Source organism: Bradyrhizobium sp. WSM4874 (assembly GCF_055811835.1).
On the sequence record NZ_JBVVPR010000038.1, the window covers coordinates 1 to 25,339 of the forward strand.

The window sequence follows — 25,339 nt, forward strand, 5'->3', positions numbered from 1 at the left end:
CGCCCGCCTATCTTCCCCCGCCCCCCCCCCCCCCCCTCCCCCCCACCAACGCGTCCTCCCGGCCCCCCGGCGCGGGGGGCGGCGCCCGGGCCACAAAACCCCCCCCCCCGCGGGCCGGGCGCCCCCCCCCCCCACCGCGATAGCTCAGATCATCCCCAGAGCTTGCATGTAGGTCTCGAGAATCGTCTCGGCCTCGGCGCGCTCGTTCGGGTCCTGCTTGCGCATGCGCACGATGGTGCGCAGCGCCTTGACGTCGTAGCCGTTGCCCTTGGCCTCGGCGAAGACGTCGCGGATGTCGTCGGAGATCGCCTTCTTCTCTTCCTCCAGCCGCTCGATGCGCTCGATGATGGACTTGAGCTGGTCCTTGGCAAATTTCGTCGCGGGCTCGTCGTCGCGGACGGCGGCGGAGGTGGCCATCTTGGTACTCCCAATGGAACTGGCAAAACGAGGTGACGCCGGCATCCTCACCGCGCGTGCTGGTTAGACCCTTAGGGTTCGGACCTCTCGCGTTCAAGGCAGCATCGCGCTCGTCCACAGCGCGCCCACACCTTCCTGCGGCGTTTCGAAGAAAGCTGTTGTGTGATGCGACTCAAGGGCACCGGATATCAGGCTGGCGGCGAGGGCGTTCAGTGCCCGGGATGAACCTTCTTCATGCCATCCAGCTGCTCAGGCGTGGCCGCGCCCTGGTATTTCGACTTCCAGGCCTCGTAGGGCATGCCATAGACGGCTTCCCGGCTCTCGTCCTTGCTCAAGGCGACGCCTTGGGCGTCAGCGGCGTCCTTGAGCCAGTTGGACAGGCAGTTGCGGCAGAAGCCCGCGAGATTCATCAGGTCGATGTTCTGGACGTCTGTCCGCGCCTTCAAATGATCGACCAGGCGCCGGAAAGCGGCAGCCTCGAGTTCCGTTCTGGTTTTGTCGTCGATTGCCATGGCTGGATCCCTCGGCTTACGAATTGGCTGTGACCTGGATGGGTCACCCTTACGAGATCAGGTGGGGCCTGTCACAGATTTTGCCATATCGCGGCGCAGACGGGCGCGAAGCCGGCTTCGGAACAGTTCCCGGGCCCTACGCCAAATCGTCAATGATCTGATATAGCTTCCGCGACAATGATCGCCGAATCTCCCCGCTCCCCCCTTCGCCTGCTCGCCCGGTTGGTCCCGGTGCTGGTGGTTGGCCTGCTGTGCCTCTGGGCCAGCCCGGCCTCCGCCGATTTCCGGCTTTGCAACAACACATCGAGCCGGGTCGGCATCGCGCTCGGCTACAAGGATGCCGAGGGCTGGACCACCGAGGGCTGGTGGAACATCTCGTCCCGTTCCTGCGAGACCCTGCTGCGCGGAACGTTGGTGGCCCGCTTCTATTACATCTACGCCATCGACTATGACCGCGGCGGCGAATGGTCGGGCCAAGCCTTCATGTGCTCGCGCGACAAGGAGTTCACCATCCGCGGCACCGAGGATTGCCTCGCGCGCGGCTATGACCGGACCGGCTATTTCGAGGTCGACACCGGCGAGCAGCGGGCCTGGACGGTGCAGCTCACCGATGCCAACGAGCAGCCGTCTAAACAGCAGCGCGTGCCCGGTCTACCCGGCCCGGTTGGTCCCGGGGTTCCAGGTTTGCCCAATGGCCCGCCCGGTGGTACGCCCCCCGCCGCGCCTGGCCTCCCGCCAGCTCCCTCGCCCCCGTCTGGAAGTAAGCCATGAGGCGTCTTCGCCGTATCAAGATTCTCGCGACCCTTGGACCCGCCTCTTCGGACCTCGCGATGATCCGCCGCCTGTTCGAGGCCGGCGCCGACCTGTTCCGCATCAACATGAGCCACACCCCGCACGACAAGATGCGGGAGCTGGTGGCCACGATCCGCAACGTCGAGAGCAGCTATGGAAGGCCGATCGGCATTCTGGTCGATCTCCAGGGACCAAAGCTCAGGCTCGGCGCGTTCGCCGAAGGCGCGGTCCAGCTCCAGAATGGCCAGACCTTCACGCTGGATTCCGACAAGGCGCCGGGTGACACCACCCGCGTCCAGCTCCCGCATCCGGAGATCCTGGCCGCGCTGCGGCCGGGCCATTCGCTGCTGCTCGACGACGGCAAGGTGCGGCTGATCGCCGAGGAGACCTCGAAGGAGCACGCGGTGACGCGCGTCGTGGTCGGCGGCCGGATGTCCGATCGCAAGGGCGTCAGCCTGCCCGACACCGACCTGCCGGTCTCGGCAATGACGCCGAAGGACCGCGCCGACCTCGAGGCGGCGCTGGTCACCGGCGTCGACTGGATCGCGCTGTCCTTCGTGCAGCGCGCGGACGACGTGCTCGAGGCCAAGAAGATGATCCGCGGCCGCGCCGCGGTGATGGCCAAGATCGAGAAGCCGCAGGCGATCGATCGCCTGGCCGACATCATCGACGCCTCCGACGCCCTGATGGTGGCGCGCGGCGACCTCGGCGTCGAGCTGCCGCTGGAACGCGTGCCGAGCCTGCAGAAGCAGATGACGCGCATGGCGCGGCGCGCCGGCAAGCCGGTCGTGATCGCGACCCAGATGCTGGAATCGATGATCCAATCGCCGGTGCCGACCCGCGCCGAGGTCTCCGACGTCGCCACCGCCGTCTACGAAGGCGCCGACGCCATCATGCTGTCGGCGGAATCGGCGGCCGGCAAATTCCCGGTCGAGGCCGTCTCGACCATGAACCGCATCGGCGAGGAGGTCGAGCGCGACCCGATCTATCGCTCCGTCATCACCGCACAGCGGCCCGCCCCGGAAGCTACCGCCGGCGACGCCATCGCGGACGCCGCGCGGCAGATCGCCGAGACGCTCGACCTGCCGGCCCTGATCTGCTGGACCAGCTCGGGATCGACCGCCGTGCGCGTGGCGCGCGAGCGGCCGAAGCCGCCGATCGTGGCGATCACGCCGAACGTCGCGGCGGGACGCCGGCTGTCGGTCGTCTGGGGCGTGCATTGCGTGGTGGCGGAAGACGCGCGCGACCAGGACGACATGGTGAGCCGCGCCGGCCAGATCGCGTTCCGCGACGGCTTCGTCCGGGCCGGCCAGCGCGTGATCATCGTCGCCGGCGTGCCGCTCGGCATCCCCGGCACCACCAACATGGTGCGCATCGCCTCGGTCGGCCCCGAGGGCGAAGCGAATATCTAGGTCCGCCAGCACGCGGCAAACAAAAAACGTCGAAAACAACCCCATGCACAGTAGCCGGCGGGTCCGGCGAATGTGCTGGGGTTTGTCGCAAAGGCGAGCTGGGGCAATGGCCTGGGCGCGATCAGGTCCCCGGTCGATCAGGCGGACGTTTTAGACCCCAACCAGCGCTTTCGCCGTCGGCAGCAGCGTCTGCTGCACGACGAGACCCCTGGCGCGGGCGTCCATGACGCCGACCGCGCGGAGCGCCAGCAGCGTCACGGTCTGCACCGCATCGCGCATCCTGGCGGGATCGTCGAGATTGTCCGGCGCGAGCGGTCCGACCAAGGCCTCGTGCAGGGCGCCGAGCAGCGCGGTTGCGGCGAGCGCGGTGTCCTGCGCCGGCAGGTGGCCGGCGCGCACTGCGGCGTCGATCCGCGAGGCCATCTCGCCCGCGATCTCGCGCCGGCTTGCGAGGCGTGAAGCGCTGACATCGACATCGACCGGCTCGGCCAGGATGCCCCAGGCGAGCCTGCGCTGCGACAGGGTATGGACCGCCACGGTGGTCACGGCCGCCGCCAGCGCCGACGACGGCCCCGGTGCGGCATCGGCGGCTCGCCGGATCGCCGTGAGCTCGTCGCGGGAGACTTCGGCGATCAATTCGGAAATCAAATCGGCCTTGGAGGGGAAGTAGCGGTAGACCGTACCCGCCGCGACGCTGGCGCGAACCGCGACCGGCGCAATCTGCACCGCCGCCATCCCGCCTTCCGCCGCTGCCTCCCGCGCCGCCGCCAGTATCGCACTGCGCCGAGCCGCAAGGCGCTTCACCACTTGATGCGTCCGCCGATAAACCATGGCGCGCTTCCTGTCCCACACGCCAGCCGCACGCCCTGCGGCCGAACGCTTCGTCACTGATGTCGCAAATCGCCCCGCAAGGACTGAACAACTATTCAGAGTGGATGACAAGGTGCAAATGCATGAAGCGTCACGCCAAAAATAAGTGCGAGCTCAAACAGCTGAAAACCTCGCGAACTGCTTTGGTGAAGGGGTAACCACGATCGTTACCGCCATCTTAAACCTGCCCCGCGACTGTGCTGCGGTATTGCGATCCCACCTCGGTGCAGCATGGTCGACACGGACGCCCGGACCGCCTGGCAGCTCTTCCACCTGAACTGGCTTCCCATCGCAGCCATGGGCACCCTGCTGGCGCTCGGTCTCTCCTTCACCGGCCTGAGCCTCGAACCGGTCGCCTACGGCGTGACGCTGGCAGTCGCTGCACTCCTGCTCGCGGTGGCCTATGGCCACCGCATCGTCAAAGGCGAGCTTGCCGACCCGAAGCTGCTGTTTTCGCTCGGCACGATCGGACAGATCATTCTCACCTGCGCAATCGTCGGACCGCTCAGCTATGTGGCGGCCAAGCTGAACTGGCCACTGCAGGACCAGGCGCTGCTTGCGATCGACCGTGCTCTCGGCCTCGATCCCGAACCGATCGCGCGATACGTCAACGACCATCCCTGGCTCGCGGACTGTCTGGCTCGCGGATACGGGCTGATCAAATTGCCGCTGCTGGGCATCCCCGTCGTGCTGGCACTGACGGCGCACTATATGCGGCTGCAATTGTTCATGCTCGCGATGAGCCTCGCGCTCGCGGTCACCATCGCGATCTCCGCCGTCGTGCCCGCGATCGGCACCTATTGGGGGCTGCAGCTGTCCGCCGCGCATTTTCCCGAAATCAACACCGCGATCTATGCCGGGCAGTTGCGCGACATTCTCGCGCTTCGCGACGGTAGCCTGCACGAGCTCCGGTTGTTCTTCCTCGCCGGCATTGTCTCGTTTCCGAGCTTCCACGCCGCGTCCGCCGTGCTCTACATGTGGGCGCTGTGGCCGGTGCGCGGCCTCGGCGGCATCGCGGCCGCACTCAATCTGCTGATGATCGCGGCGACTCCGGTGATCGGCGCGCATTACGTCATCGACGTCGCCGGCGGCATCGCAGTCGCCGCAGCGTCGATCTGGGCGGCGAAATCTTATCTCGAATGGCACCGCCGCGCGCAGCAAACGTCTGCCGCGCCTGCACCGTCGGCGGTCTGGCAGACCGGCCTCGCGGAATGACGGGCGGCAAGTTGCCCTAGGGTCCGCGTAGCGCTGTCCCACCAGCAACGTTCAACCTTCAATCTTCTCAACGGTGCGAGCACTTCCGTCTGCGCTCTTGGAGCTGCGGCAGACGTTTTGCCGCCGCACAAGCTTGCTGCAGCTTCACAACCTCCCAGATCCGGAAATCGTCGGCCAAAAAGCAGAGAGCCCCGTCAAGGACGGGGCTCTCTAAATCAGCAATCCGTCCGGCCTTACTTGAGGCTGGTCGAGATCGAGGTGAACTTGGCGTTCAACGTGGTGCCCAGGTTATTGACGACAGTGATGATCGCCAGCGCGATGCCGGCGGCGATCAGACCGTATTCAATGGCGGTGGCGCCGGATTCATCCTTCGCGAAACGCGCAACGAGGTTCTTCATAAAGAGCTCCAAATGAGTACACGAGGCTACAACTGATCTGGTCTTTTTGGGCTTCCCAGCGCCGCTTGACCATGGAACCGAACGTAGTGGCAAAGAATTGCGCCGCAGTTAATTCGACTGCGGAAACACAGAGCGGTTTGCGTGTATTCGCCGATGGTAAACCGAAATCTAAAACGATCCGTTAAATGTTGAGATATCAAGCCGCCCCGTAGGACTGGTTTACCCGGAATTATGACCACCGTGGTCCAATGTCGACCGCTCGGCACCCCGACAGAAACAACAGGACGACGAGGCGGCATGTCCCTTTCCTTTGCCAACAGCATCACGGTGCAGGGTCGTGCGCGAACCCTGGTGCCGCTGTGCGTCGGTGCGGGTGCCTATCTCTTCTTCGTGTATGTCGGCGACACGCTGCTTCAGGACTCTGACTCGTTCTGGCAGATCAAGATCGGACAATGGATCCTGGATCACGGCGCCATGCCGTACACGGACATCTTTTCCTTCACGCGGACGGGCGCGCCGTGGATTTCAACGTCGTGGCTGTCGCAGGTGCTGTTCGCTTTCGCTCATGCGCAAGGGGGCTGGGCAGGTCCCGTCATCTTCACCGCGATGGGAGTCGCGCTCACGGCCGCGATCTTCGTCCATCTGCTCGAGGCGCAGATCGAGGCGCCCCGCGCAGTGCTGTTTGCGATGCTGGCCTTGCTGCTGTCGCTGCATCACGTCCTGGCGCGTCCCCACATCGTGGCGCTGCCTGTCATGGTGGCGTGGGTCGGCCTATTGATGGCGGCTGCCGACCGCAGGAGCGCACCGTCCTGGTACTGGCTGCCGCTGATGGCGCTGTGGGCGAACTTGCATGGCGGCTTCGTGCTCGGCTTGGCGCTGATCGGTCCGATCTCGCTCGAGGCCGTCGAGCACGCCGAGAAAGGACGGCGGCTGCAGCTGTTCCTGCGCTGGGTGCTGTTCGGGATCGGTGCACTGGTCGCGAGTTGCTGTACGCCGTACGGCTGGAGAACGCTGCTGGGCGCGACCAACATCTTGAGCCTGGGCGAGTTGCTCTCGCTGATCTACGAATGGATGCCGGCGAACTTTGCCACCTTCTCCTCGTTCGAGGGCGCCCTGCTCGGTCTGATCGCATTCGGCTATTATCGCGGCCTCGTGCTCTCGGCGCCCAGGATATTCCTGATCCTGTTCCTGACCTGGAGCGCGCTGACCCACGTCAGGAGCATCGAGGCGTTCGCGTTCCTGGTGCCGCTGGTGCTGGCGAAGCCGCTGGGCCAGCTGGCCTCGCGCCCGCAGCCGGACGCAACCGGTGCCGACCGCTGGCCGGCCCGCTATGTCACCGCGCTTGGCGCGCTGATGATCGTGGCCGCGAGCTGGACCTCGACCTCGCTTTACATGCGGCATCACCACTTCACCTTCACCATGACGCAGACCCCGGTCGCGGCAGTCGACTTGCTCGAACAACGCAGGGTCCAGCGCGTCTTCAACGCCTACCAGTTCGGCGGCTATCTGATCTCGCGCGACGTCCCTGTTTACGTGGACGGCCGCGCCGAGCTCTATGGCGAGAAATTCGTCATGGACTTCTTCAAGGCGACCGAGGGCAGGAAGCCCGAGCTGCTTCCGCGCCTGCTCGACGAATACAAGATCGACGCAACGCTATTGACCGCCGATGCGCCCGGACCGCAGATCCTGGACATGCTCAAGGGTTGGAAGCGGATCTATACGGACGACATCGCAGTGATCCATGTTCGGGACGGTGCGGCTGCGACGCCGCCGAAGTGAAAACGTAGCTCCCGTGAATGGGACGTCCGCTTCAAAGCGTGAAGCAGACCTGAACAGGCGCTCGGGCCACTTCGCCGTCTGCTCCTTAGCCGACTTCGTCGGAAAGTGGACCGATCCAGCAAATTTCGCGAACGACGATCAGCGCTTTGAATTGGGCGTCCAGGAAGTCAAACCTTCCCCAATCGGGAGAGATGATCGAGTTCCGGACTCGCAGTGGATCGACCAAAAAGCCGATCCCTCATCAATCATCAATTGCCCGTCTGCAGTTCGCCGAAGCGCTCCCAGCTCTTGCCATTGAAGCGCATGAACTGCATCTGGTCGACCGGGACATGGTCGGTGGTGCCGGTGTTGACCTTGATGCCGGGCAGCAGCATCGGCAATTCGAGATCGCGGATCGCAAACGCCTGCCTGAGGATGTTCTCGGTCGACAGATCATTGCCGCAGGCTTTCAGCACCGCCTCCAGCGCCATGGCGCTGTTGTAGGCGTTGACGTAATTGGTGTCGTGCTGGTCGGCCTCCGGCAAATATCTGGTCATGAACTCGCGCCAGCCCCTGACGCCGGAATCGTCCTTCCAGGCGGGATCGTCGGGGTCCTTCACGTAAGCAGTGGAGAGGATGCCGGTGCCGGCTTCCAGTCCCGCAGGCTCCATCACCGTCGAAACCCACACCGCAACGTTGGACAGGAACGTCATGGGCCGCCAGCCGATCTCGAAGGATTTGCGGATCGCTTGCGCCGCGAATTTCGGCGTCGCCGCGATCACGAATACGTCGGCGCCCGAGGCCTTGAGCTTCACGATCTGGGAATCGATGGTAGGGTCCTGGATCTCGTAGGTCGCGCCCGTGACGACGCTATCGTAGTTTGCACCGAGCACGTCCTTCAGCCCGGCGAGATAGTCTCGGCCGTAATCGTCGTTCTGCGAGATAACGGCGAACTTCGCGTTCGGATTCTTCGCCAGCGCGTAACGCGCATAGAGCCGCGCTTCATAGCGGAACGGCGCCTGCACGCCCATCGTCGCCTGCGGATATTGCGCGACGTCGGCGAATTTCGAGGCGCCGGAGCCGATGAAGAGCTGCGGCACGTTCTTGGACTGGAGGTATTTCGCGATCGCCGTGTTGTGGGCGGTACCGATCGAGGAGAAGATCAGTGCCACCTCGTCGCTCTCCACCAGCCTGCGGGTCTGCTCGACCGATTTCGGCGGCGCATAGCTGTCGTCGAGCGAGATCAGATTGACCTTGCGCCCGTTGATGCCGCCCTTCTCGTTCAGCATCTTGAAATAGCCGACCTCGCCCTTGCCGAGCGCCCCGAAGGCCGACACCGGCCCGCTGTAGGGCATGGTCTGGCCGATTCTGATCTCGGTCGCGCTGACGCCGCGCATTTCGGCGGCGGCGGATGGGGCGGACAGGAACGAGAATGTCACGAACGATACGGCGCCAAGCGCGCCCAATGCCCTCGCAAAGCGCATCGGCTTGCCCTCCCCTTTGTCTGCGCGGTCGAGCCGCGCGTTCATTGAGGAGAGCATGCCACGACATCACCGCAGACTCCAATCGCTATGAGTCGCGGGGCCTGTTCGTTGCGAGATGCTCAGTTGCCCACGTTCGAAAAGCACCACCCAACAAAAAACGCGGCGTTTCCGCCGCGTTTTTCAATTCAATCTGTCGTTCGCGATTACGCCTGCGGCTGCGGCTCCAGGCCGGGATCCGGATCGGGCCGCGGACGCGACTTGCCGGCCGGCGGCACGGCGGAGGCGCGCGGGGTGGTCGGCTCAAGCACGGATTCGCGGTTCGGCTTCTTGCCCTTGAGCAGGTCGATGATCTCGTCGCCGGAGAGCGTCTCGAATTCGAGCAGGCCCTTGGCGAGAGCTTCGAGATCGGCGCGCTTCTCGGTGAGAATACGCGTCGCCTCGTTGTAGCCTTCTTCGACAAAGCGCCGGATCTCGGTGTCGATCTTCTGAACCGTCGCCTCCGATGCGTTCTGGGTGCGCGACACCGACATGCCCAGGAAAACCTCATCCTGGTTCTCGCCGTAGGACACGGTGCCGAGCGCCTCGGACAGGCCCCAGCGCGTCACCATCATGCGCGCCAGACGCGTCGCCTGCTCGATGTCGGACGACGCACCCGAAGTCACCTTCTCGCGGCCGAAGATCAGCTCTTCGGCGACGCGGCCGCCCATCATGATGGCCAGGCGGGAGGTCATCTGCTCCAGCGACATCGACAGCTTGTCGCGCTCGGGCAGCTGCATGACCATGCCCAGCGCACGACCGCGCGGAATGATGGTCGCCTTGTGGATCGGATCGGTCGCGACGACGTTGAGGCCGACGATGGCGTGGCCGCCCTCGTGATAGGCCGTCAGCAGCTTCTCTTCCTCGGTCATGACGAGCGACTTGCGCTCGGCGCCCATCATCACCTTGTCCTTGGCTTCCTCGAACTCGGCCTGGGTCACCATCCGCTTGTTGCGGCGGGCGGCGGTGAGCGCGGCTTCGTTGACGAGGTTCATCAGGTCGGCGCCGGAGAAGCCCGGGGTGCCGCGCGCGATGGTCTTGAGGTTGATATCCGGCGCCAACGGCACCTTGCGGACGTGGACCTTGAGGATCTGCTCGCGGCCGACGACGTCCGGGTTGGGCACCACGACCTGACGGTCGAAGCGGCCGGGACGCAGCAGCGCGGGATCGAGCACGTCGGGACGGTTGGTCGCGGCGATCAGGATCACGCCCTCGTTGGCCTCGAAGCCGTCCATCTCGACCAGCAACTGGTTCAGCGTCTGCTCGCGCTCGTCATTGCCGCCGCCGAGGCCAGCGCCACGGTGACGACCGACGGCGTCGATTTCGTCGATGAAGATGATGCAGGGCGCATTCTTCTTGGCCTGCTCGAACATGTCGCGGACGCGGCTGGCGCCGACGCCGACGAACATCTCGACGAAGTCAGAACCGGAAATGGTGAAGAACGGCACGTTGGCTTCGCCCGCGACCGCACGCGCGATCAGGGTCTTGCCGGTGCCGGGAGGGCCGACCAGCAGCACGCCGCGCGGAATGCGGCCGCCGAGGCGCTGGAATTTGCCGGGGTCGCGCAGGAATTCGACGATCTCCTGCAGGTCCTGCTTGGCTTCGTCCACGCCGGCGACGTCCTCGAAGGTGACGCGGCCATGCGCTTCAGTCAGCATTTTTGCGCGCGACTTGCCGAAGCCCATCGCCTTGCCGGCGCCGCCCTGCATCTGCCGCGACAGGAAGATCCACACGCCGATCAGCGCGATGAAGGGCAGCCAGGAGACCAGCAGCGAGACAAACCACGGCACGTTGTCGCCGGGCGGCTTCGCCGTGATCTGCACCTTGCTGTCATAGAGGCGCTTCACGAGCGTCGGATCGCTCGGCGCATAGGTCTGGAAGCTCGAGCCGTTGGTGAAGGTGCCGTGAATGTCCGGCCCCTGGATCACGACGTCGCGCACATTGCCACGGTCAACCTCGCTCAGGAGCTGGGAGAAGGCGATGTCCTGCGAGGAGGCGCGCTGACCCGGATTCTGGAAGAGCGTGAACAACGCCAACAGCAGCAGGACAATGATGACCCAGAGGGCGAAATTGCGCAGATTGGCGTTCATCGATCTTCCTTCGTGGTCGCGCGGATCGCGGCCTGAGCCTTGGGCAGTTATTGGGCAGCGCGAGGAAATCCCCAAGGAATCCTCTCGGTTAGACGGATACAATCTAGGTGTCGCTCCGGTCGCTGCCAAGGGAACGAGATGGGACTATTTAGCCCATCTTAGTCCGATTCCCGCTGAAATAATGGCGCCCTGATCCGGGTTTTTCCTGCCTGGTTAAGGTGTCCTCACGGCGCGCTCGCGAAACGAGCCGGTGCCATGATCCGCCCCTATCCCGCCTTGCGCCGGGACGGCGCCGGCGCGATGTGGATACGCCCCCCGGCAAGGCTGATCAGGGCTCCTGCAAGCGTCTGCTTCAGGGCTGGCCGGCCATTTGCGGGTGCGCGGGGACGCGAGGCAATGGCCTGATCGAGCTCGGCCAGGAGGGATTCGACCTTGCCGAGTTCCGCCGGTCCCTCGTGCCCGATCGCGTTGATGGCCCGCAGCAGGATCCGCAGCCGGACCTCCTCCGGCAGGGCGGCAAACGCGGAGGCTTCAAGGCTTCGAACGACGGCCTGCGGCGCATCGCCGCGATCCCGCAAACGGAGGAAGCGCTCGGCTCCATCGGTCAGCACCTCGACGGCCGCATTGGCGCGCGCCAGCCTTGCCGCGAGCCGAGCCAGGCTGCGGGCATCACCGCCCTCCGCCGCGAGCTGCGGCAGCAGCGCACGCAGCCGCGGCCGGGTAAAGGCAGGGTCGTGGTTGGTGGGATCGTCGGCAAAGCTGATCTTCGCCCGCTTCAAGGTCGCGATCAGCTGCGACTTCGGAACATCGAGCAGCGGACGCGCAAGGACGACGCCGTCGCGCTCGGTGAGACGGGCCATCGCCGACAGCCCGACCAATCCGCTGCCGCGGACAAGACGCATCAACAGGGTCTCGGCCTGGTCGTCGCGGGTGTGGGCGGTCAGCACGTGGCTCGCACCGGCGACACGCGCGGCCTGCACAAGCAGACGGTAGCGGGCTTCGCGCGCGGCGGCCGGCAGTCCCGTTTTCGGCTTTGCCCCGCGCCAGCGCACGGTCCGGTGCGGCAAGCCAAGCCCGGTCGCCAGACGCTTGACCTCGCGCGCCTCGCGCGCCGCCTCTGGCCGCAAGCCGTGGTCGATGGTGACGACGCTGAGACGCGGGCCGCGCGCGAGGCTGCGGTGCCAGCGCGCCGCAAGCCACATCAGCGCGACCGAGTCGGGCCCGCCGGAGACCGCGAGCAATAGTCCCTGCGCGCCTTTCAGGCCTGCGAAGAGGCGCTTGGCCTCACGCGCCGAGATCGGTGAATTGTCCTCTGACATGACGCTGCAATCGTCCGCGGATGGACCGAATGTTTAGCGCAGCGCGATCCGCCTTGTCAGGATCAATCGCCGCGGATCAGCACTTCACCCGCTTCTGCTCGCGGTCGACCGCGGCTTTGACGCCGGCGGAAGCGCGCGGATATTTGCGGCCGACTTCGCCGAAGGCGGCGCACGCGGCCTCCTTTTCCTTCAGCGCCGCCAGCGACTGGCCGAGCCGCAGCAGGGCATCCGGCGCCTTGGCGGATTTTTCGTATTTGGTGGTGACGGCGAGGAAGGCTTCCGCGGAGTCGCGATATTGCTGGCGCTGGAAATAGCTCTCGCCGAGCCAGTATTGCGCGTCGCCGAGCAGCGGGTCGCTCGGATATTTCTGCGAGAAATTCTTCATGGTCTGCTCGGCCAGCGCATAGTCCTTGCGCTGCATGTAGCCGATGCCGAGGTCGAATTCGTCGCGCGGCGTGGCCGAGGGCGGCAGGGTCGTCAGCGCCGGGGCGCCTGATGATGCCGGAGATCCGGATTGGGCCGGCGGCACCCCTTGCTGGTAGCGCGGACCGGTGTTGGCGAGATCGAGCGGTTCGCCGGCGCCACGGCCGCCGGGCGCGCCGCTCGGGGCACCTGCAGGCATCGGTTGCTGCCCGCCGCCGAGCGCGCGCGGCGCACCCGGCGCATTCGGGCTCTGGTTCGGGTCAAAGGCATCGCCGCGGCGGCGCGTGCCCGGCGCACCGGGCGCAGGCTGCTCCTGAACGATCGGCGCGGGAGAGGCGATCTGCGGCTGCTCGTAATTCGGCTGGGCCGCTTGCTGGTGCGGCGGCTGCTGGCGATAGGCCGGCGCGGCTTGCGCGGGCGGCATGGCCGCGACGTTGGGCTGGACCGGCGCCTGGCCGGGCGCACCTTGCGCGCCGCCCTCGAGCGCTCGCAGCCGCTCTTCGAGCTGGCGGTTGCGATATTGCAGCTCTTCGTTCTGGCCGGTGAGCTGGCGCAGCTGGTTCTCCAGCCGCTCGATCCGCATCTCGGGATCTGCATCGTCCGACTGTGCGAGGGCGGGCGAGCACAACGAGAGCAGCGCGGCGAGCGCCACGGTGCCGGTGAAGAGCTTAAATCTGGATGACATCTTGCCCTGACGACGAAAGCGAAATGGCCTGCGACCGAACATTCGACGCGCCACACATTGAAGGGGAGTACGCCAAAACCGTGACTGTAACAAACGGGTTTCTGTCACAGATCGCTGAAACGAAACCGGCGCCCGAAAGGGCGCCGGCATAATCGGTTTCTGAAGATGAACGGCGCCTGACCGGTCGTCAGGAGCTCGCGTTCAGCACGGTGACGGCGCGGCGGTTCTGCGACCAGCAGGAGATGTCGTTGCAAACGGCCACCGGCCGCTCCTTGCCGTACGAGATCGTGCGCATGCGGTTCGGATCGATGCCGCGCGAGGCGAGGAACGAACGCACCGATTGGGCGCGGCGAGCGCCGAGCGCGATGTTGTATTCGCGGGTGCCGCGTTCGTCGGCATGACCTTCGACGGTGAAGCTGTAGCGCGGATAGCTCTGGAGCCACTGCGCCTGCTTCTCCAGGGTCACGATCGCCTGCGGGGTCAGATCGGTCTGGTCGCTTTCGAAGAACACGCGGTCGCCGACATTGACGACGAAGTCTTGCTGGCTGCCCGGCGTTGCCGCGTTGGCCATCGCATCCGTGGCAGAGTTCTTGTTGGCGCAGGCACCCATCGACAACGCGACGGCAAGCACCGCGGCCAGCTTCAATCCCTGGAGGATGCGCATAGGATGTTTCATTCCGGAGCCTCCACGCTCACGTTTCGTCCACTGCTGTCCGGTCTACAGGGGGTTGGTTAAGCGAACGTTCCGTCAACCTTGATGGAACCTTGCCACAGCCGGTCAAATGCCCCCAACCAGCGAAAAGCAAACGTCATGGTTAATGGGTTGTAAATGTGGCGCGACGGTGAAGGCAAGCCGCGCCGACGGCAAAAACCGCGGCCTTTGCTGGAATTTCAGGCTCGTCGCGTGGAGACCCCAGTGGAGACCCTCGGTCCAGACCTGGGGCCTAGCGGGCAGAACCGGTTGCCGAGGCGGCGACATCAGGGGTCCGCTGCGTGGCCAGCGACACCGGGCGCGGGGCCGCCTGGCGCGGGATGCTGCGTTGAAACAACATGCGCCGCTCAAAAGCGCTGGAGCGCATGATCGGAAAGCGCGTCAGGACCTTTTCCCGCTGGTTGCGGAAATCGGACGCCATCAACACGGCCTTCTTGGTAGGCCAGCCCGGAAACCCGCGGGGCTCCGGTGAAATGGTCTCGTGCAGGAAGATGCGACGATAAAACGCCTGATGATCGGTCCGGATCATGGCCAGCCCGGTGTCGGCGTTGAAATGATCGCAAGCCACGAAAGCCAGCCGCACGGTCAGATAGGGCAGCTCCGGAAAACGCTGGTGCTTTTCGGGATCAGCAACAAACCGGCATGGATCGATGAGAACTTCGCCGCGGTCGAGGCGGGGATGCAGGACATCGCCAAACACTTCGGTCGTGTAGGACATCCGCCAGTCCGACGTCAGGACGTGAATGCGAACGGAGCTGCAGAGCTCTCCATCGACATAGACCCCGAAATTCCAGGTGTTGGGCGCATCATCGAAGCGATCGGTCACGCGCCGCGACTCCGACGGCTCGATCAGTCCGGCGTGCAGATAGGCCCGGTACCGCATCAGATAGAGGTTGTCTCGGTCCTCGGGAGTTTCGATCAGGCGGTAATCGATGCGGTCAAACAGAGCGGCTCCCCGCGGAAGGAGCACCGTTTGCGGTTCAGCTCCAGACGTCATCCAGTACCCCTACACTCCAAAGCAACTTCTGCGAGTGTGACGAGATTAATGGTTCATTAACGGAATTGCAAAGGCTTAGAAACGTTAGGGTTAACCTTTGCAGCCCGCAAAAACACGGGCGAACGAGAGCCAAGGCATTGAAGGAGCAGAGATGAAAGATCAGGCGATCGAGCGCGAGGACACCATGACGATCTGGTCGTCAGCCCCGCGGCGGCCATGCGAGGCATTGAGCAATTGGCGAATCCGGACCGCCGGCACCGGCCGGCTGAACAGATAGCCCTGCCCTTCGGTCACGGTGCCGTCGGCGCTGATCAGCTCGAGCTGATCATTGGTCTCGATGCCCTCGACCACGACGGCCATGCCGAGATCGGCCGACAGCCGCGCCACGCCGCGCAGCAGCGTCAGCGGCCGGTCGGCATCGATGCCTTCGAGGAAGGAGCGGTCGATCTTCACCTTCTGCATCGGGAAATTATGCAGGTAGCTGAGGCTCGAATAGCCGGTGCCGAAATCGTCCAACGAAATGCGCACGCCGATCGCATGCAATTGCGACAGGATGTCGTGCGTGAGCTGGGTGTTGCGCAACAGCGAGGATTCGGTGATCTCGATCTCCAACCGATGCGCCGGGAGCCCCGAAACCTCGAGTGCGTAGCGGATCTCGCTCAAGACGTCGCGCTGGTGGAATTGCTGCGGCGAGAAGTTGACGGCGACGCTGACGCCCTCCGGCCATTTCATGCATTCCATGCAGGCGCGGCGCAGGATCCAGCGGCCGAGATCGACGATCAACCCCATGTCCTCGGCGACCGGGATGATGTCGACCGGCGAGACCGTGCCGCGCACCGGATGATTCCAGCGCAGCAGCGCCTCGCACGTCGTGATCTTGCCGGACTTCAGATTGACCAGCGGCTGGTAGAACAGCTCAAACTCCTCGTTAGCGAGCGCCTTGCGCAGATCGAGCTCGAGGATGCGGCGCGCCTCGACGGTCGCCGCCATCTCGTCGCGGAAGAAGCAGAAGGTGCCGCGGCCGTCGGCCTTGGCCCGGTACAGCGCCATGTCGGCGTTCTTGAGCAGCGTGTCCGCGCTGACGCCCTCCGGCGCGGTCAACGCGATGCCGACGCTGGCGCCGATCTCGACCAGATGATTGTCGATGCGGTAGCGCTCGCTCAGCCGTTCGACGATCCGGCGCGCCAGCGCAGCGGCGTCCTCGGGCGAGGAGATGTTCTCCTGGAACACGACGAATTCGTCACCGCCGAAGCGGGCGACGAAATCCTCCGGGCGCAGCATCTCGCGCAGACGGTTGGCGACCGCGCACAGGAGCTGGTCGCCGCAGGGATGGCCGAGCGTGTCGTTGACCTGCTTGAACTGGTCGAGGTCGACGAACAGCAGCGCGGACAGGCGCTCGGCATCGTGCGAGATCGCCAGCAGCCGTTCGATCTCGTCGCGGAAATGAACGCGGTTGGGGAGCGCGGTGAGGTCGTCGTAGCGCGCCAGATGCGTAATCTTGGCTTCGGCGCTGCGACGGTCGGTAATGTCCTCGAGCAGCACCACTGCGCCACCGTCAGCCATCGGCTGGACAGTCCAGGACAACGACCGGTTTCGCTGCGTATCGGGATCGGCGGTGATGATCTCCGTGGCTTGCGAACTCTCGATGTCCGTGACGATCCGCTCGCCGCTCCCAGCCGAGATGGATCCGGCGCTGACGCATGCCGCGACGATGTCACGCGCGTTGACGCCGCGTTGCGCAAGACCTTCCGGCAGATTCATCATTGCGCCGAAGCGGTGGTTCATGACCGCCAGCTGTCCGTCGACGCGGAACATGCAGAGGCCGTGCGGCATGTTGTTCAGCGCCGTATCGAACTGGCCGGCGAGCGCGGCTTCACGCTCCCGTGCCACGACCGCTCCCATGAAGATTCGGTGCAGATTCACCGAGAGCTGCATGATCGCCATCAGGAACGCGGCGCTGACCAGCGCCATCGCGATGTAGTAGGGCGTTCCACGCAGCGCCAAGGCCAGCACGGCGGGGCCGAAAATCAGCACGGCCTGGAGGTGGAAGATCGCAGGCCGGCCATATGCCCTGCCCGCGCCGCCCGCCGCGATTCCGGTGGTGACCGACAACGCGATCATGTGGGCCACGGCGTCGTCCGTGGCCAACAGGGCGGTGGCGCACCAGATGCCGATCGCAGCCGCCTGGATCTTTGCCCCGATCTGATAGCGCTTCTGCCAGCGTGCGGCCGCCTCGACGGTCATGACCGCATGACGTGCCTGATAGAGGCGCAGGTCGATCGCCCGCGCGGTCCCGGCCAGGACAAGAAGTGCGACGCACGCCCAGATCAGCGGCTCGCCCGTCCTCAAGGCGGTGAGGGCCGCACCGATCGACACGAAAATGAGTCCTGCCAGCAGCGGACCAGGCGCTTCGAACAGCGAATCGATTTGCGCCGCCGAAGTTTTCGGCGGCCGCTGTTCCGGCTCTCCGCTCTGACTTGCAAACTGCATCTGGTGTTTACGCGCGTCCTGTCTGGAGCGCAGTTTTACCGATCCGGTATGAAGTCTTTCTGAGGGAACATCGTTAAAGTCGAGTTGTTTTGAGCGACCATTAGTCGAAATACATCAATAGAAACAAACCCATGGGAAAAGTTTGCCGAGTGCAACCTTAAAGAACAATTATCGCGGGGAAACATCGCGCCAAGTTTTCGGAAAAGGCGCGCGGTCAAATCATCGCGCGCCGCGGGCGGCGGCTAGCCCGATGTCGAGGACAATAGCGGCGACCATGCCGGGTCGGAGGCAAAGCCCGGCGTCGGCACCTTCAGCTCGTTGCGCCCCGAGATGTCGACGGAGAACAGCGACGGCCCACCGCTGCCGCCGGGATCGCGGAAGAACATCAGCACGCGGCCGTTCGGCGAGAAGGTCGGACCTTCGTTGTGGTAGCCGGAGGTGAGAAGCCGTTCGCCGGAGCCGTCCGGCTTCATCACGCCGATCGAAAACTGCCCGCCGCCTTGCCGGGTGAAGGCGATGTAATCGCCGCGCGGCGACCACACCGGCGTCGAATAGGTGGCGTTGTTGTCGTCCTTGGAGAAGGAGATGCGCTGCGCCGCTCCGCCGCCTGCAGCCATGACATAGATCTGCGATCTGCCGCCGCGATCGGACTCGAAGCAGATGCGGGTGCCGTCCGGGGAGTAGGACGGAGAGGTGTCGATCGCGGGCGTGTCGGTGAGGCGCGTGGTGGAGCGCGAGCGCAGATCCATCACGAACAAATTGGAATTGCCGCCCTGCTGCAGGCTCATGATGACGCGCTGGCCGTCCGGCGAGAACCTCGGCGCAAAGGTCATGCCCGGGAAGTTGCCGACGATCTCGCGCTGGCCGGTCTCGATGTTGAACAGGTAGACCTTCGGATCGCCCTGGCCGAACTCCATGTAGGTGATCTCTTGCGAGTTCGGCGAGAAGCGCGGCGTCAGCACGAGGTCGGAGCCGCGGGTCAGATAGCGCACATTGGCGCCGTCCTGGTCCATCATCGCGAGCCGCTTGACGCGACGCTCCTTCGGCCCGGTCTCGTCGACGAACACCACGCGGCTGTCGAAATAGCCCTTCTCGCCGGTCAGCTTCTCATAGATCTGGTCGGAGATGATGTGGGCGATGCGGCGCCAATATTCCGGCGAGGTGAAATATTGCTGGCCGGCGAGCTGCTGGCCGGTGACCACGTCCCACAAGCGGAATTCGGCCTTGAGGCGGCCGTCCGGCTGCCGCGTCATGCGGCCGGTGACGAGGGCTTGCGCGTTGAGGGTTTTCCAGTTCTCGAATTGCGGCGCGACGTCGATGTTGCTGATGCGCTCGATGAAAGCGGCCTGGTCGACCGGCGCGAACAGGCCCGAGCGCTTCAGATTGTTGGTGATGACCTGGGTGACGCCGTTGCCGACGTCGCCGTCGGCCGGCGAGCCCGGCACGAAATTGGTGATCGCAATCGGGATCGGCCGAAACTCGGTGGGGTCGATGCGAAGCCGCGGCTGGCCCTGGGCGAAGGCGTGGCCGCCCCCCAGCATCGCGAGCGTCGATCCGGTCAGGGTCATGAAGCGGCGGCGGTTCATCGATCGAACGTCATTCATCGCAAAATTCTTTTGTTCGGATGTCACAACATGTCTTTCAGGCCGAAAGTCATCGGAATGAGCTTCCAGCTCTCGTATTGCTGCTTCGGCATGAACGAATAGACCTGACACTGCACGATGGCGCGTCTGGCACTCTCCGCCACCGCCTGTGCGATCGACCGCGACGGTCCCCTCACCGCAACGACGATCGGCTCGGAGGCGAGCGATCCGTCGATCTTCATGGGAATGTCGATGTCGGCTTCGTATTGATCTGCATCCTGCCCGTTATAGGTCGGCGTGAAGCAGCGCTTCACCGCCCCCTGGAAGGCTCCCCGCCAGGTCGCAATGTTGTTGGCGGCCGTTCCGGTCGTCGATCCCAGCGAGGCCGACGCATTCAGCGTCGAGCCGGCGAGTTCGTGCCGGGTCGCGGCGCGCTTGTCGAGATCGCGCTGGATCTGCGCTGGATCGAAGCTGCGCTCCTTGGGTTTCGGCTGCTGCGGCGGCTGCACCGCCGCGACCTTTTGCTCGGGCGGCTTGGGCGGCGGCTTCTTGGTTTCGAGCTTTTTCTGCAGTTCGGCGATCGGATCTTCCTTGGCCGGGTCAGGCTTTTTTTCCGGCGGCTTCGGCTCTTCCTTGGGCTTGGCTTCAGCCACGGGCTTGGGCGGCTCTGGCTTTTTCTCGACCGGCTTCTCGACGGGCTTGGGCGGCGGCTCGGGTGTCGAGTTGGTCTTGATCAGCTCTTTCTTCTCGGTGACCTTGCCGACGGCGTCTTCCTCGGGCTTGGCTTCCGCGATCTTCTCGACCTTCGGCTTCGGCTCTTTCTTGTCGCCGGTCTTCTGCCCCGACATCATCTGCGCGAGTTGGTCTGTGGAGATGATGTCGATCGGCAGCGACTCTTCCGGCGCGACGAAAGCCCTGCTGCTAAAGGTGACGAGCCCCCATCCCAGCACGAGGACGTGGAGGGCAATCGACGCAACGAGTGTCTTGTCGACCTTCACCTTCACGGTCTACCCCTGATCCGCTTCCGTGACGAGGGCCAGCTTCTTGAATCCTGCGCCGGACAACTGGCCCATCACCTTGGCCACCGTCCCGTAATCGGCCTTCTTGTCGGCCCGCAGATAGATGCGTTCCTCGAGCCCGCCGCGCGCGTCCGTGATCGCCTTCAGCTTGGGGATCAGTTCGTTGATCGCGATCTCGGCGTCGTTGATGAACACCTTGCCCTTGATGTCGACCGACATCTGGATCGGCTTCTGGTCGTTGTTTTCGAGGCTCTTGGCCTGGGTCTGCGGCAGGTCGAGCGGCACGCCGACCGTCAGCATCGGCGCCGACACCATGAAGATGATGAGCAGCACCAGCATCACGTCCACCATCGGCGTGACGTTGATTTCGGCCACGACCGGCTTGCGCCGGCCACGGCGCCCACCGCCTCCGGACGAACTCGCAACGTTCATGCCCATGGTCTGGTGCCCAAATTGCCCTTCACACTATACATGCCGTCCGTCAGCCCCGCTCGTCGATCTGGCGCGACAGGATGGCTGAAAATTCATCGGCGAAGCCTTCGAGCCGCTGGGCCTGCCGGTTCACCTCGGAGGTGAACTTATTGTAGAAAATAGTGGCAGGAATGGCGGCGATAAGGCCGACGGCGGTCGCAAACAGCGCCTCCGCGATGCCGGGGGCCACCACCGCCAGAGAGGTATTTTTCGACGCCGCGATCGACTGGAAGCTCGACATGATGCCCCAGACGGTGCCGAACAGGCCGACGAAGGGGCCAGCGGAGCCGACGGTGGCGAGCACCAGCAGCCGGCGTTCCAGCCGCTCGACCTCGCGGGCGATCGAGACATTCATGACCTTGTCGATGCGCATCTGAAGGCCTGCGACCGAGCGGGCCTGACTCTCGAACGAACGCTTCCACTCGCGCATCGCCGCGACGAAGCAGGCCGCCATGGAATGCGTCGGCTTGGCCGAGAGCGTGCGATAGAGGTCTTCGATCGACTCGCCGGACCAGAAAGCCTGCTCGAAACGGTCCATCGAGCGGCGGGTGCGGGCAAACAGGAAAATCTTGTCGATGGCGATCGCCCAGACCCAGACAGAGCAGGCGAGAAGCCCCAGCATCACCGCTTTCACGATCCAGTGAGCCTGCCAGAACAGCGCGATCAGCGACACGTCCGCGGAAGCGGCAACCGGAAGGGCTGACTGAGCCACGTCGGCCGGATTCATAAGCGGTATCCTCTCAAGGCGATCGTTACCTAATGTCCCGGCCGGCAAATCACCGCCGGTTCCCAACTGCCGCGCTAGCACCGGCGCGACCGGCAAGCCCGCTCAAAGCCTTAATCTTTTTGGGGTGCAGGGGGGCTCGTCCAAAGCCGGCCGCCTGCATTCCCTGCCAAGATGTCAAAACTATGGGCCTCGACCCCAGCGGCTTGACTTCGGGCTTTGGGCGCGATTGTCCGCCCTTACCAGAGCCCGGCGATGGTTAATGCGGGGTTACCGGAACCGAATTTGGCTGCAGGAAAGCCAGGCGTTGCAGGCGGTTGGCAAGCTGCCGGCCCGGCGGTTGCGGACATCAGGGCGGAGGAACCAGCCCTTGCCTTGGCGATTGTCCGGAAAATCAACCTTCGGCGAGGTTTTGCCATGAGCATCAACCCCAAGACGACCGCCGCTATCGGCGATCATCCGCTCCACCCCATGATCATCCCGTTCCCCATCGCCTTCCTGGTCGGCGCGCCCATCGCCGATCTCGCCTTCATCGGAACCGGTGACGGATTCTGGGCCAGAGCCGCGATCTGGCTGCTCGGCGCCGGCATCGTCATGGCGCTCGTTGCCGCCGTGGCGGGCTTTGTCGACTTCCTCAGCGAGCCGCGTATCCGCGGTCTCAACGATGCCTGGTATCACATGATCGGCAATCTCGTGGCCGTCGTGCTCGCCGCGATCAATTTCTACCTTCGCTACGCGCAAGGCGCGGAGGCTGCGGTCAAGCCGTGGGGCGTGGCGCTCTCGCTGATCGTGGTCGGCATCCTGCTGTTCACGGGATGGAAGGGCTGGGAAATGGTCTACCGGCATCATGTCGCGGTGCTGGACGCGCCGGGCCAGACCAGTTCGGAGCCGGTCACCCCGCATCATGGCGGCGAGCGCCACCGCCGCGCCGCCTGAACGAGGAGCACGTCGCTTGATGACGTGGGGGCGAGTCAGACGGCTGCGGCGGGCTCGGGCAAGTGGTCAGCCGCGCGGGATTGCCGATTGCGGTGCAGCCCCGGGGCACGTCGCTCGTCACGACCGTGCCGGCGCCGATCTTTGCAAAATCGCCGATCCTGACGTCGCCGAGAATTGTCGCGCCGGAGCCGATGAACACGCCGCGACCAATGCGCGGCGAGCGCGCCGGGAGTTCCGTGCTGCGGCCGATGCTGACGTTCTGAAGGATGGTGGCCTCGTCGCCGATGATCACGTTGGCACCGATCACTATGCCGGTGGCGTGGTCGAGATACACCGACGATCCCATGCTCGCCGCCGGATGAATGCTGACCTGCAGGACGTTCGATGCCTCGTTCTGAAACAGCAGCGCCGCATCGCGATGGTTATGATGCCAGAGCCAGTTCGAGACGCGCCAGGCCTGCAAGGCGACGTAGCCCTTCAAGTGCAGCAGCGGCGCCAACAGTCCGGCGATGGCGGGATCGCGGTGCACGATGGCCTGCAGGTCGCGGCCGGCCACCTCGATCAGATCCGGCTGGCTATCAAAGGCGTCGCGGGAAAATGTTGTGAAGCGCTCGCGTTCGGCCGCGCTGCCGCCAAGCCGGCGTCCGATCAGATCGGAAAGTGCGGCGGTAAAATCGTCATGGGCGAGAATGAGACCGACAAGAGCCTTGCCGAAGATGGGGTCGGCTGCCGCTGCGCGCTGCGCCTCGTCGCGAATTTTCTGCCAGAGACTCTCGCTCGGCATGATCGCAGCTTCCGTCATTGTTGCCGCCTGCGGTGTTTTGACGCTTCCTTTTCACTGTCGGATATAGGCGGTCGGCAGCCCGCACGCCACGCTCCCCGTGAGGCTACGAGCTTGCATGCCAGGCGGCCGCGATCATATATATGGAGTCAGTCGAGTTCCCGGCCGAAGCTATGGTCTGAGGTTCGTGCTACCGCGCTGGCCCGGGTGTTCAGGCAAAGTATCTCGTTCAAGACCCCGCAGTGGTCCGCATCCCCGGGTTTGTCGTACACAGCGGCCCTCAGTGCTGCCGAAGCGAATCCCGAATCCCCGTCATCCAAGGTCACGCCAATACATGTCGCCCAACACCTCCGCCGACGACCAACACGACGACATCATGTATCCCTCCGCCCTGCCGTTCCTGCTGGTCCATCTCGGCTGCGTTGCCGCCATCTGGACCGGCGTCACCTGGCAAGCCCTCGCGATCTGCGCCTCGCTGTATGTCGTGCGCATGTTCGCCATCGGAGCAGGCTATCACCGCTATTTCTCCCATCGGGCTTTTGCAACCGGCCGGGTGTTTCAGTTCATCCTGGCCTGGCTCGCGCAAAGCACCGCCCAGAAAAGCGTTTTGTGGTGGGCGGCCAAGCATCGACATCATCATCTCCATTCCGATACCGAAGACGACGTGCATTCGCCGCGTCACCGAGGCTTCCTCTACAGCCATCTCGGCTGGATTTTTTACCGGCAGCACGATGGCACCGACCTCGTGAAGGTCGGCGATTTCGCCGCCTATCCGGAGCTGATGTGGCTGCATCGCCTGGAGCTGCTGCCCGCCGTTACGCTGGCTGCGCTCTGCTTCCTGGTTGCTGGATGGTCCGGTCTCGTCGTCGGCTTCCTGTGGAGCACCGTGGTGGTCTATCACGCGACGTTCTGCATCAACTCCCTCGCCCATGTGCATGGACGCAAGCGGTACGTGACCGGCGATGATTCCCGCAACAATTGGCTGCTGGCCTTGTTCACCCTCGGTGAGGGCTGGCACAACAATCACCACGCCTATCAGAGCAGCGTGCGGCAAGGCTTTCGCTGGTGGGAAATCGACGTCACCTATTACATCCTGAAGGTGCTGTCCTGGTTCGGCGTTGTCTGGAACATGAAGTCGCCGCCGGAGCAGGTGCTGCGCAACGAGCAGCCGCTCGGCGCACGCGTCATCAACCGGGCGGCCCGCGAGCTGGCCGGACGGTTCGATGCGCAGACACTGGCGCACGCGATCTCGTCAGCACTACGCCGGGCCGATTTGGCCCAGTTGCAACTGCCGACGCTGCACGAGATCCTGAGTCGCGCGCACGAAGGCGTCGATGCACTGACGCATCTGCATTTGCCGAAGATTCCGACCCGCGAGGAGTTTCTCGCCGAGGCCAAGGCGATGTTCGCGCGAACGCGATCACTCAATGAGATCGTGGACTACGCTTACGAACACTTCCTGGAGTCGGTTCGCGCGCAGCTCGCCACGGCGCGCTGACCAAGGTCTCTCCGGACCGGGGCTCTCCGGGCGAGGACTTTCCAGACGGTCGCGGCGGCCTGCCGCGCATTCCCAAAACCAAACCGCCCGCCTGCGGGTTGCGCAGGCGGGCGGCTCGGGGCCATCAGGACTTTGGGGGCATGCGCCTGACGGCTTTGAGAGGCGTCAGTCCCGAGATCAACCTTGAGATCAACCCTGCTGCTGGTCGGTCGGCGGCGGGGTCGGGCGTGTCTTGTGTTGCGCCATGAACTGGTCGAACTCTTCCTTGTCCTTGGCGTGACGCAGACGGTCGAGGAAGTTCTTGAACTCGACCTGCTCCTCCTCGAGCCGCTGCAGCGTCTCGGTGCGGTACTCGTCAAAGGCGCGGTTGCCGCTCGAGGGCGGGCCGAAGCCAAAGCCGAAACCGTGGCGCTCCATTCGGCCGCGCATACGGTCCATCTTGTACTGCATCCGCTCCATCTTGTTCTGCCAGCGATCCTGGTTGCTCCAGCACGACATTCTTCTGCTCCCGAGTGTGAAAAAGAGAAGGGCAAGTCCGATCGGCCACCAGATGATGAAGCCGAGGATGGTCACGGCGATCCAGCCGGGATGCCAGGGCGTATTGAGCATGTGGGGGCGCTCGTAGTGTTGGTCCGAAGGGCCGCGCCATCGATTGACATCAGCGGTGTAGGCCATTTCCCTCTCCATGACGGCATCAGCGCCGTTGTGAATGTAAAT

General features: G+C 64.5%; 23 protein-coding genes. 6 read left to right on the plus strand and 17 right to left on the minus strand.

All coding sequences use genetic code 11. The annotated features are described in order from the left end of the window. Positions 1–144 precede the first annotated feature (144 nt). Together AC0L3P_RS29750 and AC0L3P_RS29755 are read right to left on the minus strand one after the other, a co-directional pair. Positions 145–417 (minus strand): DUF2312 domain-containing protein, encoded by a 273-nt coding sequence (locus AC0L3P_RS29750; RefSeq protein WP_007596286.1) that lies wholly within the window; start codon positions 415–417, stop codon positions 145–147. A gap of 209 nt (positions 418–626) precedes the next feature. Continuing rightward, the gene (locus tag AC0L3P_RS29755; protein ID WP_473307468.1) at positions 627–929 is read right to left on the minus strand and encodes a DUF1244 domain-containing protein; all 303 of its coding nucleotides are present in this window, start codon (positions 927–929) and stop codon (positions 627–629) included. Between the two features lie 177 nt (positions 930–1,106). Between AC0L3P_RS29755 and AC0L3P_RS29760 the strand changes: the two genes are divergently transcribed. Both AC0L3P_RS29760 and pyk read left to right on the plus strand, forming a co-directional pair. Next, entirely contained in the window at positions 1,107–1,700 is a 594-nt protein-coding gene (locus AC0L3P_RS29760) for a DUF1036 domain-containing protein (protein ID WP_275169591.1), read from the plus strand. Continuing rightward, on the plus strand, positions 1,697–3,133 hold the full coding sequence (gene pyk / locus AC0L3P_RS29765; protein ID WP_354065960.1) for a pyruvate kinase: 1,437 nt from the start codon (positions 1,697–1,699) through the stop codon (positions 3,131–3,133). The genes AC0L3P_RS29760 and pyk overlap by 4 nt, the downstream gene beginning before the upstream one ends. A 150-nt stretch (positions 3,134–3,283) precedes the next feature. Here pyk and AC0L3P_RS29770 read toward each other — a convergent pair whose 3' ends face one another. Then, positions 3,284–3,964 (minus strand): TetR/AcrR family transcriptional regulator, encoded by a 681-nt coding sequence (locus tag AC0L3P_RS29770; protein WP_275169593.1) that lies wholly within the window; start codon positions 3,962–3,964, stop codon positions 3,284–3,286. Between the two features lie 270 nt (positions 3,965–4,234). Here AC0L3P_RS29770 and AC0L3P_RS29775 point away from each other — a divergent pair, with 270 nt between their 5' ends. Beyond that, the gene (locus AC0L3P_RS29775; protein ID WP_473307472.1) at positions 4,235–5,218 is read left to right on the plus strand and encodes a phosphatase PAP2 family protein; all 984 of its coding nucleotides are present in this window, start codon (positions 4,235–4,237) and stop codon (positions 5,216–5,218) included. Positions 5,219–5,451: 233 nt separating this feature from the next. Here AC0L3P_RS29775 and AC0L3P_RS29780 read toward each other — a convergent pair whose 3' ends face one another. After that, entirely contained in the window at positions 5,452–5,616 is a 165-nt protein-coding gene (locus tag AC0L3P_RS29780; RefSeq protein WP_106941974.1) for a Flp family type IVb pilin, read from the minus strand. A gap of 297 nt (positions 5,617–5,913) precedes the next feature. Here AC0L3P_RS29780 and AC0L3P_RS29785 point away from each other — a divergent pair, with 297 nt between their 5' ends. Then, positions 5,914–7,395, plus strand: coding sequence for a hypothetical protein (locus tag AC0L3P_RS29785; RefSeq protein WP_473307474.1), 1,482 nt, complete (start codon positions 5,914–5,916; stop codon positions 7,393–7,395). 248 nt (positions 7,396–7,643) lie between these two features. Here AC0L3P_RS29785 and AC0L3P_RS29790 read toward each other — a convergent pair whose 3' ends face one another. From AC0L3P_RS29790 to tolQ, 11 genes are all read right to left on the minus strand, one after another. Further along, positions 7,644–8,858, minus strand: coding sequence for an ABC transporter substrate-binding protein (locus tag AC0L3P_RS29790; RefSeq protein ID WP_473307556.1), 1,215 nt, complete (start codon positions 8,856–8,858; stop codon positions 7,644–7,646). Between the two features lie 203 nt (positions 8,859–9,061). Continuing rightward, positions 9,062–10,984, minus strand: a complete 1,923-nt coding sequence (gene ftsH, locus AC0L3P_RS29795; RefSeq protein ID WP_007596301.1) for an ATP-dependent zinc metalloprotease FtsH — start codon at positions 10,982–10,984, stop codon at positions 9,062–9,064. Between the two features lie 266 nt (positions 10,985–11,250). Further along, positions 11,251–12,303, minus strand: coding sequence for a tRNA lysidine(34) synthetase TilS (gene tilS / locus AC0L3P_RS29800; RefSeq protein WP_473307476.1), 1,053 nt, complete (start codon positions 12,301–12,303; stop codon positions 11,251–11,253). Between the two features lie 76 nt (positions 12,304–12,379). Then, entirely contained in the window at positions 12,380–13,411 is a 1,032-nt protein-coding gene (ybgF, locus tag AC0L3P_RS29805) for a tol-pal system protein YbgF (protein ID WP_473307478.1), read from the minus strand. A gap of 187 nt (positions 13,412–13,598) precedes the next feature. Further along, a complete protein-coding gene (pal, locus tag AC0L3P_RS29810; protein WP_026232595.1) occupies positions 13,599–14,087 on the minus strand; it encodes a peptidoglycan-associated lipoprotein Pal in 489 nt (162 codons plus the stop codon). A 268-nt stretch (positions 14,088–14,355) separates the two neighbouring features. Beyond that, a complete protein-coding gene (locus tag AC0L3P_RS29815) occupies positions 14,356–15,120 on the minus strand; it encodes an N-acyl amino acid synthase FeeM domain-containing protein (protein WP_473307480.1) in 765 nt (254 codons plus the stop codon). Positions 15,121–15,279: 159 nt separating this feature from the next. Then, the gene (locus AC0L3P_RS29820; RefSeq protein ID WP_473307482.1) at positions 15,280–17,610 is read right to left on the minus strand and encodes a putative bifunctional diguanylate cyclase/phosphodiesterase; all 2,331 of its coding nucleotides are present in this window, start codon (positions 17,608–17,610) and stop codon (positions 15,280–15,282) included. A 242-nt stretch (positions 17,611–17,852) separates the two neighbouring features. Then, positions 17,853–19,196 carry a Tol-Pal system beta propeller repeat protein TolB gene (gene tolB / locus AC0L3P_RS29825; RefSeq protein WP_275169703.1) on the minus strand — a complete coding sequence of 448 codons (1,344 nt, stop codon included), beginning with the start codon at positions 19,194–19,196 and terminating at the stop codon, positions 17,853–17,855. Between the two features lie 41 nt (positions 19,197–19,237). Further along, on the minus strand, positions 19,238–20,197 hold the full coding sequence (locus AC0L3P_RS29830) for a protein TolA (protein WP_354065944.1): 960 nt from the start codon (positions 20,195–20,197) through the stop codon (positions 19,238–19,240). Between the two features lie 3 nt (positions 20,198–20,200). Beyond that, positions 20,201–20,650: a protein TolR gene (gene tolR / locus AC0L3P_RS29835; RefSeq protein WP_018453789.1), complete on the minus strand. Its 450-nt coding sequence runs from the start codon at positions 20,648–20,650 to the stop codon at positions 20,201–20,203. Between the two features lie 43 nt (positions 20,651–20,693). Then, a complete protein-coding gene (gene tolQ, locus AC0L3P_RS29840) occupies positions 20,694–21,410 on the minus strand; it encodes a protein TolQ (RefSeq protein ID WP_007596319.1) in 717 nt (238 codons plus the stop codon). Between the two features lie 414 nt (positions 21,411–21,824). Here tolQ and AC0L3P_RS29845 point away from each other — a divergent pair, with 414 nt between their 5' ends. After that, positions 21,825–22,343, plus strand: coding sequence for a DUF2231 domain-containing protein (locus AC0L3P_RS29845; protein ID WP_473307485.1), 519 nt, complete (start codon positions 21,825–21,827; stop codon positions 22,341–22,343). Here AC0L3P_RS29845 and AC0L3P_RS29850 read toward each other — a convergent pair. Continuing rightward, complete coding sequence (locus AC0L3P_RS29850; protein WP_473307487.1) at positions 22,300–23,145, minus strand: serine acetyltransferase domain-containing protein; 846 nt, start codon at positions 23,143–23,145, stop codon at positions 22,300–22,302. The genes AC0L3P_RS29845 and AC0L3P_RS29850 overlap by 44 nt on opposite strands. A gap of 313 nt (positions 23,146–23,458) precedes the next feature. Here AC0L3P_RS29850 and AC0L3P_RS29855 point away from each other — a divergent pair, with 313 nt between their 5' ends. Then, positions 23,459–24,622: an acyl-CoA desaturase gene (locus AC0L3P_RS29855; protein WP_354065938.1), complete on the plus strand. Its 1,164-nt coding sequence runs from the start codon at positions 23,459–23,461 to the stop codon at positions 24,620–24,622. A 189-nt stretch (positions 24,623–24,811) separates the two neighbouring features. Here the strand turns inward: AC0L3P_RS29855 and AC0L3P_RS29860 are convergent, their stop codons facing one another. Next, on the minus strand, positions 24,812–25,297 hold the full coding sequence (locus tag AC0L3P_RS29860; protein ID WP_007596323.1) for a DUF2852 domain-containing protein: 486 nt from the start codon (positions 25,295–25,297) through the stop codon (positions 24,812–24,814). Positions 25,298–25,339: the final 42 nt, after the last annotated feature.